Origin of the sequence: Symbiobacterium terraclitae, assembly GCF_017874315.1 — a bacterium.
Taxonomy (GTDB): domain Bacteria; phylum Bacillota; class Sulfobacillia; order Symbiobacteriales; family Symbiobacteriaceae; genus Symbiobacterium; species Symbiobacterium terraclitae.
Map to the genome: position 1 here is coordinate 1 of NZ_JAGGLG010000041.1, position 12,161 is coordinate 12,161.

The window sequence follows — 12,161 nt, forward strand, 5'->3', positions numbered from 1 at the left end:
TGCGGACTGTTCTTAGGCTACAGTGCCAAGTGAAACGAGCAAAGGCACAGGGGGGACTTGAACCCCCTAGTCACGTAGACTGCGAGGCGTACCAGTACAAGACCCCGGGGGAGGGAACCCCCGGGGTTACCGTTTCGACAGATGCCCGACAGCATCTCTGCCTCGTAGGCGGCGCAAACCCGCTCCCTCTAGTTTCATTCTGTTAAATGAATAGAGGGTAGACCTTTTGCCTACGGTAAGTGCATGTATGTTGTACGAATATTTATCAACAGCGAGCTGTGGATACTGTGGGTAAGTCGCCGCACCCTGTGGAAACATCGGTGGACTGACCCCGTCAACGAGGCGGCAGATAGTCCAGCGGGTTGACGGGCCGGTCGTCCACGATGACCTCGAAGTGCAGGTGCGGGCCGGTGGAGTAGCCGGTCGAACCCACCCGCGCGATGGCCTGTCCCTGCGCGACCCGCTCGCCGGCCTCCACCAGGAGTTCGGAGGCGTGCGCGTAGAGCGTCCGGCTGCCGTCATCGTGGCCGATGACCACCGTCAGTCCGTAGCCCTCCACCTCGCCGGCCAGCCAGACGACGCCGTCCCGGCTGGCCCGGATCTCGTCGCCGTGGTTGGCCGCGAGGTCGATGCCGTTGTGGTGGCGTCCCCAGCGGGGGCCGAAGTGCGAACTGACGGGGGCCAGGACCGGCCAGATATATGTCCCCTCCAGCCCGGTCGGGCCCTCTCCCCCCGGCAGCAGGAGCAGCTGGCCGGGGCGGATCAGGTCCGAGGCGAGGCCGTTGTGCGACTGGAGCGCGGCGACGGTCACCCCGTAGCGCCGGGCGATGGCGAAGAGCGTCTCGCCCTCCGCCACCCGGTGCACCCGCGCCTGCCGCCCGCCGCCGCGGGCCGTGACCACAGCCTCGGCCGCCCGCCGCCACCGTGCGGCGTTGCCCTCGCCCCTCGTCACCGCCCCGCCCGGTGCGCCGGTCAGGAGCCCGCTCCGGGCCGGCGGGTTGCCCTCGGGGGGCGGCGAGCCCCCGCCGGGGGTCGGCGGGCCCCCGGAAGGGGCGGACTTCGCCCGCACCGCCTGGTGCCAGCCCAGGAATCCCGCGCCAAGGATCAGGCAGAACACCAGAAGCCCCGCCACGAAGGCCTGCCACGTCGCCGGCGCCACAGCCTCAGGCGCCAGTCCCCGCGCAAGGCCCGCCCGCAGGGTTCCCCTGCGCGCCCGCGCCGACGCCGACCGTGCTGAGCCGAACCGTTCCATGTGTGCCAACCCCGGCCCACCCCCATCCCTTACGGGACAGGTCTATTCGGAGCGCCGGGATGTTATGTCTCACTTGCCGGTGCGCGCCGACCGGTACCAGGAAGGCTTGCGGTCCAGCTGGTGGGTGGCCTCGATGAAGCGCACCGTCCCGGTCTGGCCCCGCAGGGCGATGGAATGGGTCTTCGCCCGGTTCTGCCCGAAGTAGCGCACGCCGCGCAGCAGCTCGCCGTCGGTGATGCCCGTGGCGGCGAAGAACACGTCCTCGCCCTTCACCATGTCGTCCAGCAACAGCACCTGCTGCGGGTCGCTGAGGCCCATGGCCTGGCAGCGGGCGTACTCCTGCTCGTTGCTGGGCTTCAGCCGGGCCTGCATGTCGCCCCCCAGGCACTTGAGCGCCGCCGCGGCCAGCACGCCCTCCGGCGCGCCGCCGATGCCCAGCAGGATGTCCACGCCCGTCTCCTCAATCGCCGCGGCCACTGCCGGGGCCACGTCGCCGTCGGAGATCAGCTTGATGCGGGCGCCGGCCTCGCGGCACTCCCGGATCATCTCCCGGTGCCGGTCCCGGTCCAGGATCACCACCGTCAGGTCGCTCACGTCCTTGCCCTTGGCCCGGGCCACCCACTTCAGGTTGGCGGTGAGCGATGCGGTGATGTCGATGCAGCCCCGCGCCGCGGGACCCACCGCGATCTTCTCCATATACATGTCCGGTGCATGCAGAAGGTGGCCCCGCGGCGCCACGGCCACCACCGCAATGGCGCCGTTCAGACCCTTGGCCACCAGGTTGGTCCCCTCCACGGGGTCCACAGCCACGTCGGCGGCGATGCCGCCTGCGCCCACCTGCTCGCCGATGTAGAGCATCGGTGCCTCGTCCAGCTCACCCTCGCCGATCACTACCACGCCTTCGATGTTCACCGTGTCGAAACCGGCTCGCATCGCGTCCACCGCCAGCTGATCGGCCAGCTCCTTGTCGCCGCGACCCATCCACCGCGCACAGGACAGGGCCGCCGCCTCGGTTACCCGGACCAGTTCCATCGCCAGTTCCCTATCCACCGCGCATCCTCCCCTCACGTGAGCAGCAGCGATCAACATTGCCATTCTACCCTGAGGGTCGGATACGCCGTTATAGATTCTGTCACGTCTCCGAATCGAGGGGGTTTATCAGTGACGGAACCCCGCCAGGGCTCACCCATGGTGAACCGGCGGGGTTCCCCTTCATCTGTGAGTCAACACCGTGCTCCGGGCGGCCCCGGTGGACAGCCCCGGGGCCTCTTAGACCTTGCCGCGGGCGGCCTCCCAATCCTTCAGGAAGCGCTCAATGCCGGAGTCGGTGAGCGGGTGCTTCAGCATCTGGTGGAAGACCTTCGGCGGGATGGTGGCGATGTGGGCACCGGCCTTGGCGCTCTCCACCACCTGGCCGGGGGTGCGGATCGAGGCGGCGATGATCTCCGTGTCGATGCCGTGCAGGTCGAAGATCTCGGCGATGTCGCGGATCAGCTGGATGCCGTCGGTGGAGATGTCGTCCAGCCGGCCCACGAAGGGCGAAACGAAGGCCGCACCGGCCCGGGCGCAGAGCAGGGCCTGGTTCGGGCTGAAAATCAGGGTCATGTTGCAGCGCACGCCCTTGGCGCTGAGCCGCGTGCAGGCCTTCAGGCCTTCGGCCGTCATCGGCAGCTTGATCACGATGTTCTTGTGCAGCTCGTAGTACTGCTTGGCCTCCTCGACCATGTCGTCGGCCTGCAGGCTGACCACCTCGGCGCTGATGGGACCATCGACGATCTCGATGATCTCACGCAGCACCTGCATGAAATCGCGCCCTTCCTTGGCGACCAGGGACGGGTTGGTGGTGACACCGCTCAGCACGCCCCACGAGGCCACCTCACGGATGTCGGCCACGTTGGCGGTATCGATGAACAGCTTCATGCAGACGCTCCTCTCTGGCGCAGCTTCGATCCGAGGAACAGGTTACCACAGTGCGGGCGCCGCGAAAAGGGCCGGGGGTCCCCCCCAGCCCCGACTCCCGCTGCTTCACTTCTTCCGCCTGCCGCCGTGCGACGACCGGTCGCCGCCGATCTCGAGGTGCGTGGCGCACAGCAGCAGGTCCAGGTCACGCTCGGTCGCGGCCGGAACCGACCGCTGCCGCCCGCAGGCCGAGCAGGTGAGCTCCAGCCGGTCCGGGAAGACGTCCACCCCGATCTCCCGGCTGCCGCAGCGGCACCGCAGGTGGCCGTCGGCATTCAGCTCCTGCACCTGGCTCAGCACCTGGTACATGATGGCCGGCTCGTCGAAGAAGTCGTCGAACGCCCCATCGTCCATGATGCGCTCCAGGTCGCTCAGGCCGGGCCGTACGTAGCTCACCACGGCCTCTTCGCTGCCCATCACGCCCAGCTGCAGGTCCGTCTCCGCGCAGGCGATCTGCTTCAGGTTCGGGTCCCAGAACCGCTCGGGGCTGAAGTGGCGGACGTGGGTGCCGTCGCAGAGGTAGCACGGGATCTGCACCCAGACCTGCCGGCGCCGCACCCCCACCGTGAGCAGGTGGCGGCCGCAGGTGCACAGGATGCGCCGCGGGTCGCCGTGCTTCAGGGTGAACCGGGAGAGCTCCGTCAGCTCCAGCTGCCCGCACTGCGGGCAGCGCAGCGCCACGGTCACGCTGGTCGTAATGAGCACGGACGCCACCCCCCATCGGTGCCACGCAGAACCCTACACAGTACTCATCATTTGCCTCTAAGACGTTCGCTGGCCTAAGCCTAATATCCTTCTGGCATCATCCGGCGTGGCCACCGCGCGGCCAAGCTCGTTCGCAATCCGGACGATGCGCTCGACGAGCATCACGTTGGTCGCCGGCACGCCGCGCGTGTAGTAGATGTTGTCCTCGAGCCCCACCCGCACGTGACCGCCCATCGCGATGGCGACCGTGGTCAGGGGCAGCTGCGCCCGGCCGATTCCCGCCACCGACCAGGTGCAGCCCGGGGGCAGCGACTCGCTCATGTGCACCAGGTTGCGCACCGTGGGGGCGATGCCGCCGGGCACGCCCATCACGAAGTCGAAGTGCAGCGGCAGCGCCAGGATGCCCCGCTTCACCAGGGCCAGGGCGTTGGCGATGTGCCCCACGTCGAAGCACTCGATCTCGGGCACCACGCCGTGGTCCCGCATCGTGCGGGCGAACTGCTCGATCAGGTCGGGGGGATTGCTGAACACGCCGTCGCCGAAGTTGACGGTGCCGGTGGTGAGGCTCGCCATCTCGGGCCGCAGCGTCACCGGCGCGAGCCGCTCCTCGGCGGTCATGCCCACCGCCCCGCCGGTGGAGACCTGCACGATCAGGTCGGTGCGGGCGCGGATCGCCGAGAGGATCCCGGCGTAGACCCCGGCGTCCTGCGTCGGGGTGCCGTCGGGAAGGCGCCCGTGCACGTGAACCATGGCCGCGCCGGCCTGCCGGCAACGGACCGCGTCCTCCGCCAGCTCCTCGGCCGTATACGGGATGTGCGGGTTCTTCGCACGGGTCACCTCGGCGCCGTTGAGCGCCACGGTGATGATCAGCTTCTCCACGGCGCTACCCCCTCTTGTGTTCGCCGGACTCGGCGGTCCCCGAACCGGCGGCCTCGTGGACGGAGCCCGGCCCGCGCTGGAACTGCTTGGGCACGACACAGGTGCCCGATGCCTCGGCCACCAGGATCGGCTCGGGCAGCACCCTCGCCCGGGAGGGCTGTTCGGGGGTCGGGTCGGCGGCGATGACCTTCCAGGCCTGGAACGTCATCGCCCGGGAGGTGTTCCCCACCCGGGTGATTCGCCCCCGCACCTCCAGGAAGTCGCCGGCGAAGACGGGTGCCTTGAAGACCACCGAGTCGTAGGCGACGAAGAGCCCCTCGTCGCCGTCGTGCCGGATGAGCAGCTCGGTCGCCACGTCGCCGAAGAGGCCCATCACCCGGGCCCCGTCCACCAGGTTGCCGCCGTAGTGGGCGTCGTGGGCCGACATGCGGACTCGCAGGGTCGCTTCCATCGTCAACCGTCCCTCCTCAGGCGCGTGCGCGCCCCAGTGTCACAGCTCGGGACCGGAACCTACCGCAGCAGCCAGCCGGCCCTGCTCCGCCACGCCTCGTGCTCCGTCGCCGGCTCGGTGCCCGCGGGATGGCTGAGCCAGACCTGCTGCACCGGCAGCGGGAACTCGGCCGAGTAGAACTGGTACCCCGGCAGGTCTGCCTCCACCCGAAGGGTATGCACTGTAGAAGTAGGCTTCACCGCGACGGTCACGCGCCCCTGCCGGCTCCGGTAGCGCCGCCCGTCGACGGTGACCACGCCGTCCACCGGCGCGCCGCTGGCGGCGTCCTGCAGTTCCAGCACCACCGTGCCCGCCTGGTTCAGCTGCAGGCGTGAGACCAGGGGCGTCACCTTCAACTCCGCCAGGCCCACCGACACCTCCAGCGGCAGCCAGGCCACGGAGTCGCCGGTCTCCTCGTCGAGCAGGATGACGTACCCGTGGTAGCGGCCCGGAGTGGCCGGCGTGTAGAAGGTGAGGGGCACCTCCCACCGGGCGCCCCGCTCCCGCCGGTCGACCTCGTCGCGTGCTCCGATCCCGAAGGCCTCCACGGCCACGAGGCGCCGGTACTGGTACTGCAGGTCGCGGGGAACCGGCCCGTCGTGCTGCACAAACACGTGGTAGAACCCGGCCTGCACGTTCTGCAGCTCGATCACCAGCCCGTCCCGGTTGGTTCCGGTCGCCTGCCAGTAGGGGTGCCAGCCGCGCTCCCGGTCGTACCGGTACAGCCAGAGGTGCACCTGCGCGCTCGCAGGCAGGACGTTGGCGATCTCCAAGCGCAGCCGGGCGACGCTGGCGGAAAGCGTAAACTCGTCGATGCGGCCGGCCTGACGCACCACGCGCCACGGCACGCTCAGGCTCTCCTCCGTCAGGCCGTAGGCCAGGGCCCGGCCCGTGAAGGGCAGGCCCGGGTTCGTCACCCTCAGGCCGACCTCCACCCTGGCGTTGGCGGGCAGCGGCAGGCGGAGCGGCAGCGCCGCGACCCGAGAGCCCGACTCCACCTGCACCTGGTACTCGGCCTCCGAACCGGCCGCCCCCTCCCGCGGCAGGGCCACCACGACGACCTCCCACACGCCGGCGACCGGGTCCTGCGTCTGGAAGAGGGCGGAGAGGCCCTGCGCCCGGTAGCCGATCTCGTCCGAGCGGTAGACCAGGTAGCCGTCGGGGCGGAAGACCTGAAGCTGCACCGCGCCGAGGGGCCGGCCGTCGGGACCGGTGCTGACCCGGGTCGCGATCGACAGCTGCGACGTGCCCGGCGCCACCTCGACGAAGTAGCGGCGGTAGCGGGCGTCGGACAGCCGGTCGGTGCGCTGGTAAGAGGAGCCGCTGGCGGTAATCAACGGCCGGACGTAGGTGACGGGGATCCGCAAGCTGGGGATCTCCTGGCTCGGATCCGTGATGATGATGTACGCGCTGTGCACGCCCGGGGCTGCGGGCGGATCGATCGTGAGGTTGACCGTGCGGCTCTGCCCCGCGGGGATGACCGCCGCGCGCAGCGCCGGGGTCACCCAGGGCGCCGTGCTGGCGATCTGCACCTGCACCGCCCGGTCAGTCGGGTTGACCAGTACGAACGCGTCGCTGCCGGGGATGTAGGAGCGGGCGAGCAGCCCCTCCCCGCCGCCGGCCATCTGGGCGGTCAGCCCCGGCACCGGCCGGAGCCGGCCCAGCGCGGCGTACGCCGCGGGGACGTCCAGCAGGCCGCTTCCCTGCTCGTAGGCCTCCAGCCCCGCCAGGCTGCGGGCGCCCGACTCCATCGCCCGCTTCAGGCTGCTGCCGTCCCGCGGCAGCCCGTCGCGGCCGGCGGCCTGCAGCATGAGCGCAGCCGCCCCGGAGACGTGGGGGGCGGCGATGGAGGTGCCCACCGCGGTGGTGTAGCCCTCGGGGTGCAGCCAGCGCGGCGAAGGCGCCGGGCTCCCGCCGGGGGCGACCAGGCTGGGAATGTAGGCGCCGTCGGCCCGGGGCCCCATGCCCGACCGCCACCAGACGGTCTCGCCGGCCACCTGGTAGCCGTAGTCGCGCAGCCACATCTCGGGCGAGTAGTAGGCACCCACGGTCAGCAGTTCATTGGCCCCGCCCACCGTGGTGCCGCTGGAGAGCCCGGGGCCCGAGTTGTCGGCCGCCAGCACGATCAGGACACCGTAGGTCTTCGCCACCTGCGAGAGCCAGGCGGAGGCCTGCGTGTCGTAGCTGGCGGATACGGCCAGGCCGCCGAGGCTGACGTTGATCACCTGCGCCCCGCGCTGGGCGGCGTACGCAATCGCCTCGCGCACGGCGAACCAGTTGCCGTTGTCCTGCGACGTGAGGACCTTCAGGGCCATCAGCTGTGCGCCCGGGGCGGCCCCCACCAGCCGACTCTCGCCGTACGCCGCGGCCACACCCGCCACCTGCGTCCCGTGGCCCAGGCTGTCGAAGCCGAACTGCACCGAGCCGCCTGCGGGGTCGATGTCGGCCACCACGAAGCCCAGCTGCCGCTCGGCAGCGGCGCCGCTGCGGTACCGTCCCAGGCGCGCCCATTCGCCACCCTCCCGGAAGACCGTCAGCGGGGTCTCGTCCCGGAAGTCGCCGTCGTTGTCCACGTCCACGTAGACCTGCGTGAACAGGCCCGGCACCTCCGGGTCCAGCAGGAGCACGCCGAAGCGGTCGGTCTGGAAACCGTTGCGGTCCAGGTCGCGGTTGATCAGCCCGGGCACCTTGGATTCGTCCCAGTAGCCGAAGCGGGCCGTGCCGCCCGCCGAGCGCGCGGCGGGGAGGGTGAAGACGCGGCCGTCCGGGGCGGTGTAAACCTCGCCCCACGGGACCGGCCGGTCGGTGATCACGCGGCCTTCACCCGTGAAGTCCTTCCAGTCCACCAGCTTCGGCCGCCCGTCCGGGGTCGTCCGCAGGTCGGGATGGCTGGGATCAATGCCCGAGTCGATCACGGCAATGGTGACGCCGCTGCCGTCCACCCCCTCGGCGGCGCGGAAGGCGGAGATGCCGGCAGCAGCCAGGTTGACCGCCATCCGTCCGCCCGGCTCCGCGGCTCCGGTGTTGCTCGGGGGTGGCAGCGCCGGCTTGGGGGTGGCCACCGGGTCGTCGGTCTCCGGCGCGACCACGGCGCCGGAGGCGGGTTCGGCCTCGGGACCGGGCAGCGCCCCTGCGGCCATTTCCACCTCCGGGGCCGGCGCCAGCCCGCCCGGGTAGACCGCAATGTCGTCCATCCCGGCCCCGGAGGCGTCCGGCGCGAGGTCACCGCCGGCCGGGTCGGCCCCGGAGAGCTGCCCGGCCGACGGCGGCAGGGCGCTGAACAGGCTGGTCAGAAGGAGCAGCAGGGCGAGCCGTGCCGCCCATCGCCTCGGTTGCTGCATCGGCTCACCTCACGATCTCCACATAGGTAATACGCCCGTCGGCATCCAGGGCGAGGGCCACGTGATCGCCCTCGCTGATCGCGTACGGTCCCACCGGCTGGCCGTCCAGCACCACGATGGCATCTTCCGCCAGGTCGTAGGACGTGAACTCCTCGCCGTCCTCGAGCCAGATGCGGTCGTCCTCCACCAGCGCCACGGCGCCGCTGACGTCGGCGCGCACGGCGTCGACGTAGCGGATCGCCCCGGTCAGGGCGTCGAGCGCCAGGTAGGTGGGCCCGTCGCCCAGGGCGTCAGCCAGCGCGGCCGGCCTCCCGTTGACGAAGGTGAGGGCGCCGGGCTGCACGGCGAGCACGCGGGGCTCCCCCGCTTCGGGCTTGACGGTCACCCGCCCGTCGCCCGCCGGCTCCAGCCCTTCGGCCAGCATGTCAACGTACCAGGCCTCGACGAACCGGACCTGGCCTGCGTCGTTCAGGATCAGCCAGACCTGGTCCGGCACCTGCAGCGCCGGGGGCGAGACCCGCCGGCCGCCGCGCAGGATGGCGGCGTCCACCGCCAGGCTGAACGGGTGCTCCTCGCCGAAGGCGGTGCGCACCACGCCCTCGCCCTCGCGGGGGTCGAAGGCCACGAGGGTGCCCTCCAGGTCGAAGAGCAGGCCCTTCCGGTCGAGGAGGCGCGCGACGAGGACCGCACCCTCCGCCCGGGTGACGGTCGCCGCCGGGCGGAAGAACCCCTGGTCGTCGCCGGCGATCAGCCCGGCCTCCGCGGCCGCGGCGACGGCGCCGACGGCCCACGCGGGAATCTGGCCGGCGTCGCGGTAGGAGAGGCGCGCTGCGTGCAGCACTGCGGCCCGCTGCTCGAGGCCCGCCGCCCGCACCAGCAGCACCGTGAGCTGGGCGCGCGTGAGCGGCTCATCGGGGCCGAACCGGCCGTCGGGGTATCCCTCGGCGAGGCCGAGTTCCCAGAGGAGCTCCACGTACCCCAGATCCGGATGGCCCTGCGGCACGTCGGTGAACCGGGCCGGCGCGCCCTGTACCCGGGCGGCATCCTCCCCGTAGCCGAGGCCGGTCACGATCATGCGGGCCCACTCGGCCCGCGTGAGCGGGTCGTCGGGCCGGAACCGGCCCGACCGGTCGCCGGAGACGATGCCCCGGGCCTCCAGCGCGGTCAGGAAGGCGGCCGACCAGTGGCCGACCACATCGGAGAGGTATGCCATGGCGCCGGTCGGCACCATGAGCAGCAGCAGAAGGACGGTGGCGACACGCGATGCCGCTTTGCGCATAGTTCCACTCACCAGGGCGGGACGCCGCCGGCGCCCCTGGTTTTCGGCAGGCGGCCTGAGTCCGCCCGACTTATTGGACGCGTCAACATGCCAAAAAGGTTTCAGCGCAACGGACCGGGCGGAACCCGATCCGTTGCGCTTCGCATTCGGGATCGTGTCAGTGCTTCGCAGTCAGTTGTGCGATGGCGGCTTCCAGCTGCAGGTCGGGCCAGTCGGCGGCCTTCAGCTTGGCGGCCACGGCCGCATTCAGCCTGTCAAGGTACACGCTGTCCACCATCGGCACGTCGTTCAGGCCGTTGTCCCGGGCGAACTGGCGCACCGCCCAGGCGGTCTGCCCCTTGAAGTACCCGTCCAGGTCCGTGCGGTAGCCCAGGAAGGTCAGCCGCCGCTGGAGCCCCAGCACGTCCAGCCCCACGTGACCATTGGTCAGCACCCGGTCCGAGGTGAGGGGCGTCGCCAGGTCAGGATCGGGCCGGTAGGGCTCCACCACCACGTCGGGGGTGAGGCCCACGCCGTGCACCCGCCGCTGCTTCCCCGTGAGGTACTCCGCCGTGGTCACCTTGACGGCCGCACCGTCCGGCAGCTCGATCAGCTCCTGGACCGTGCCCTTGCCGAAGGTCTGCGTGCCCACCAGCACGCCGGCCTCGTAGTCCTGGATCGCCCCGGCGAGGATCTCCGCGGCGGAGGCGGTGAACCCGCTCACCAGGACCGCCGTGGGCAGGCCGATAGGTTGCCCCTCGCTCAGGAAGACCCACTGGCCGGCCTTCCTCATCTCGTACATGATCGGCTCGCCCTCGGGCACGAACGCCTCGGCGATCTCCAGGGCGGACGCGACCCAGCCCCCGCTGTTCGAACGAAGGTCCAGCACGAGGCTGGTGGCGCCCGCCTCCTTCAGCGCGGCGACCGCCGCGTAGAACTCCTCCGCGGCCTGGTCGCCGAAGCCGGAGAGCTCCAGGTAGCCCACGCCCCCGTCCAGCATGCGGTAGTCGACCTGCGGGATGTGGATGACTGCGCGGGTGATCGTGACGTTGAACCGGCGCCCCTCAGCGGGCCGCTCGATGGTCAGCTCGACGTCCGTGCCGGGTTCGCCCCGCACCAGCCGCTGCATCTTCTCGATGGGCTCGCCCACCAGGTTGACGCCGTCGGCCGCGATGACCCGGTCGCCCGGCTGGAGGCCGGCCTCGGCGGCAGGGCTGCCCTTGATGGGCTGCGTGATGACGATGTACCCGTCCACCTCCTCAAGGTAGACGCCGATGCCCGTCAGGGTTCCGTCGAGGCTCTCCAGGAACGCCTTGTACTCGGCCGGTTCGAAGTACTCGGTGTAGGGGTCGCCCAGCGCCTCCAGGCCGCCCTGGATCGCGCCCTCGATGAAAGCATCCAGATCCGCGCCGTTGACATGGGCGCGCTCCACCACGTGGTATACGGACCACAGCTGCGCGTAGGCGTCTGCCCACTCACCCGCCTCCGCCGCATGCGCCGGCCCGCTCCACGGGCCCGCGATCAGGCAGAGTGCCAGGAAGGTCGCCGCAACGGTTCGCCACACCCCCGCCAAGGAAAAGACCCCCTCACTGTCTGCTGGGCACGCCCTCCAGCGCCTCGGCCTCCTCGTACGCCGTGTCCGGCCGCTGCCCGCGCACGAGGATTGCGTTCACGAAGTGGGCTGCCTGCCTTTCATTCCATTCCGCCTGATGGAAGATTAATCCTCCCCCGACGACAGGCAGGCTGATCCCAACTTTTTCCTTTCCGGTGGCGGGGTCGATCACGCGCAGCAGGCCGTCGCTGAGCGCGAACTGCACCTTGTCGCCGCTATAGCGCTTCGCCACGGTGTAGAGCTTCTCGGCGTCGGCCCGCTTGAGGCGTGCGGCGGTCTGCCCGAACGGGGCCGGCGGCACGATCCCCGCCTTGAGCCGCTTGTCCTCCCAGACGCGGTAGTAGCGCACCCCACCCCGCATCCAGGTGTAGAAGCAGTAGCGCGCCGGGTCCAGCCCCTGGTCGGTCAGCCGCTTGCGGGCCTCGTCCAGCGACTCCACAGTGAACAACTGCTCCGCCTCGTCGTACTGCCGGACCTCCTGTGAGTCAATCTTGCGAAGGGAACGGCGCACGAGGTTGCATCCCCCTTCCGAAGAGTTCGTGTTGTCCCGTTCCTGCAAAATCGTTCAATACACGCTCATTATCTCTAGAAATGGATGAAAAGTAAACTATCTAGAGTTATGCTATATACTGAGCATATCATAACCCGCGCCAAAGGATGTAGGG

Annotated in this window: 10 protein-coding genes; all 10 read right to left on the minus strand. The window is 70.3% G+C overall.

Translation table 11 applies throughout. The features are described 5' to 3' along the window. Window positions 1-334: 334 nt before the first annotated feature. The 10 genes from J2Z79_RS16840 to J2Z79_RS16885 all read right to left on the minus strand — a co-directional run bounded on the left by J2Z79_RS16840 (window position 335) and on the right by J2Z79_RS16885 (window position 12,007). A complete protein-coding gene (locus J2Z79_RS16840; RefSeq protein WP_245302932.1) occupies window positions 335-1,252 on the minus strand; it encodes a M23 family metallopeptidase in 918 nt (305 codons plus the stop codon). Window positions 1,253-1,321: 69 nt separating this feature from the next. Then, window positions 1,322-2,302, minus strand: a complete 981-nt coding sequence (gene glpX, locus J2Z79_RS16845) for a class II fructose-bisphosphatase (RefSeq protein ID WP_209468071.1) — start codon at window positions 2,300-2,302, stop codon at window positions 1,322-1,324. Between the two features lie 219 nt (window positions 2,303-2,521). Further along, complete coding sequence (fsa, locus tag J2Z79_RS16850) at window positions 2,522-3,172, minus strand: fructose-6-phosphate aldolase (protein ID WP_209468072.1); 651 nt, start codon at window positions 3,170-3,172, stop codon at window positions 2,522-2,524. Between the two features lie 105 nt (window positions 3,173-3,277). Continuing rightward, window positions 3,278-3,916: a hypothetical protein gene (locus J2Z79_RS16855; RefSeq protein WP_209468073.1), complete on the minus strand. Its 639-nt coding sequence runs from the start codon at window positions 3,914-3,916 to the stop codon at window positions 3,278-3,280. Window positions 3,917-3,973: 57 nt separating this feature from the next. Beyond that, window positions 3,974-4,795, minus strand: coding sequence for a 3-keto-5-aminohexanoate cleavage enzyme (gene kce / locus J2Z79_RS16860; RefSeq protein ID WP_209468074.1), 822 nt, complete (start codon window positions 4,793-4,795; stop codon window positions 3,974-3,976). A 4-nt stretch (window positions 4,796-4,799) separates the two neighbouring features. Then, on the minus strand, window positions 4,800-5,246 hold the full coding sequence (kal, locus tag J2Z79_RS16865; protein ID WP_209468075.1) for a 3-aminobutyryl-CoA ammonia lyase: 447 nt from the start codon (window positions 5,244-5,246) through the stop codon (window positions 4,800-4,802). A gap of 59 nt (window positions 5,247-5,305) precedes the next feature. Beyond that, window positions 5,306-8,626 carry a S8 family serine peptidase gene (locus J2Z79_RS16870; RefSeq protein WP_209468076.1) on the minus strand — a complete coding sequence of 1,107 codons (3,321 nt, stop codon included), beginning with the start codon at window positions 8,624-8,626 and terminating at the stop codon, window positions 5,306-5,308. Between the two features lie 4 nt (window positions 8,627-8,630). Further along, on the minus strand, window positions 8,631-9,905 hold the full coding sequence (locus J2Z79_RS16875; RefSeq protein WP_209468077.1) for an S-layer homology domain-containing protein: 1,275 nt from the start codon (window positions 9,903-9,905) through the stop codon (window positions 8,631-8,633). A 157-nt stretch (window positions 9,906-10,062) separates the two neighbouring features. Further along, complete coding sequence (locus tag J2Z79_RS16880) at window positions 10,063-11,448, minus strand: S41 family peptidase (RefSeq protein ID WP_342589529.1); 1,386 nt, start codon at window positions 11,446-11,448, stop codon at window positions 10,063-10,065. Between the two features lie 22 nt (window positions 11,449-11,470). Next, window positions 11,471-12,007 (minus strand): hypothetical protein, encoded by a 537-nt coding sequence (locus tag J2Z79_RS16885; protein ID WP_209468079.1) that lies wholly within the window; start codon window positions 12,005-12,007, stop codon window positions 11,471-11,473. Window positions 12,008-12,161: the final 154 nt, after the last annotated feature.

Coding starts and splice junctions, on each gene's coding strand:
- J2Z79_RS16840 (WP_245302932.1), bottom strand. CDS start 1,252: ATGGAACGGTTCGGCTCAGCACGGTCGGCGTCGGCGCGGGCGCGCAGG.
- fsa (WP_209468072.1), bottom strand. CDS start 3,172: ATGAAGCTGTTCATCGATACCGCCAACGTGGCCGACATCCGTGAGGTG.
- kal (WP_209468075.1), bottom strand. CDS start 5,246: ATGGAAGCGACCCTGCGAGTCCGCATGTCGGCCCACGACGCCCACTAC.
- J2Z79_RS16870 (WP_209468076.1), bottom strand. CDS start 8,626: ATGCAGCAACCGAGGCGATGGGCGGCACGGCTCGCCCTGCTGCTCCTT.
- J2Z79_RS16875 (WP_209468077.1), bottom strand. CDS start 9,905: ATGCGCAAAGCGGCATCGCGTGTCGCCACCGTCCTTCTGCTGCTGCTC.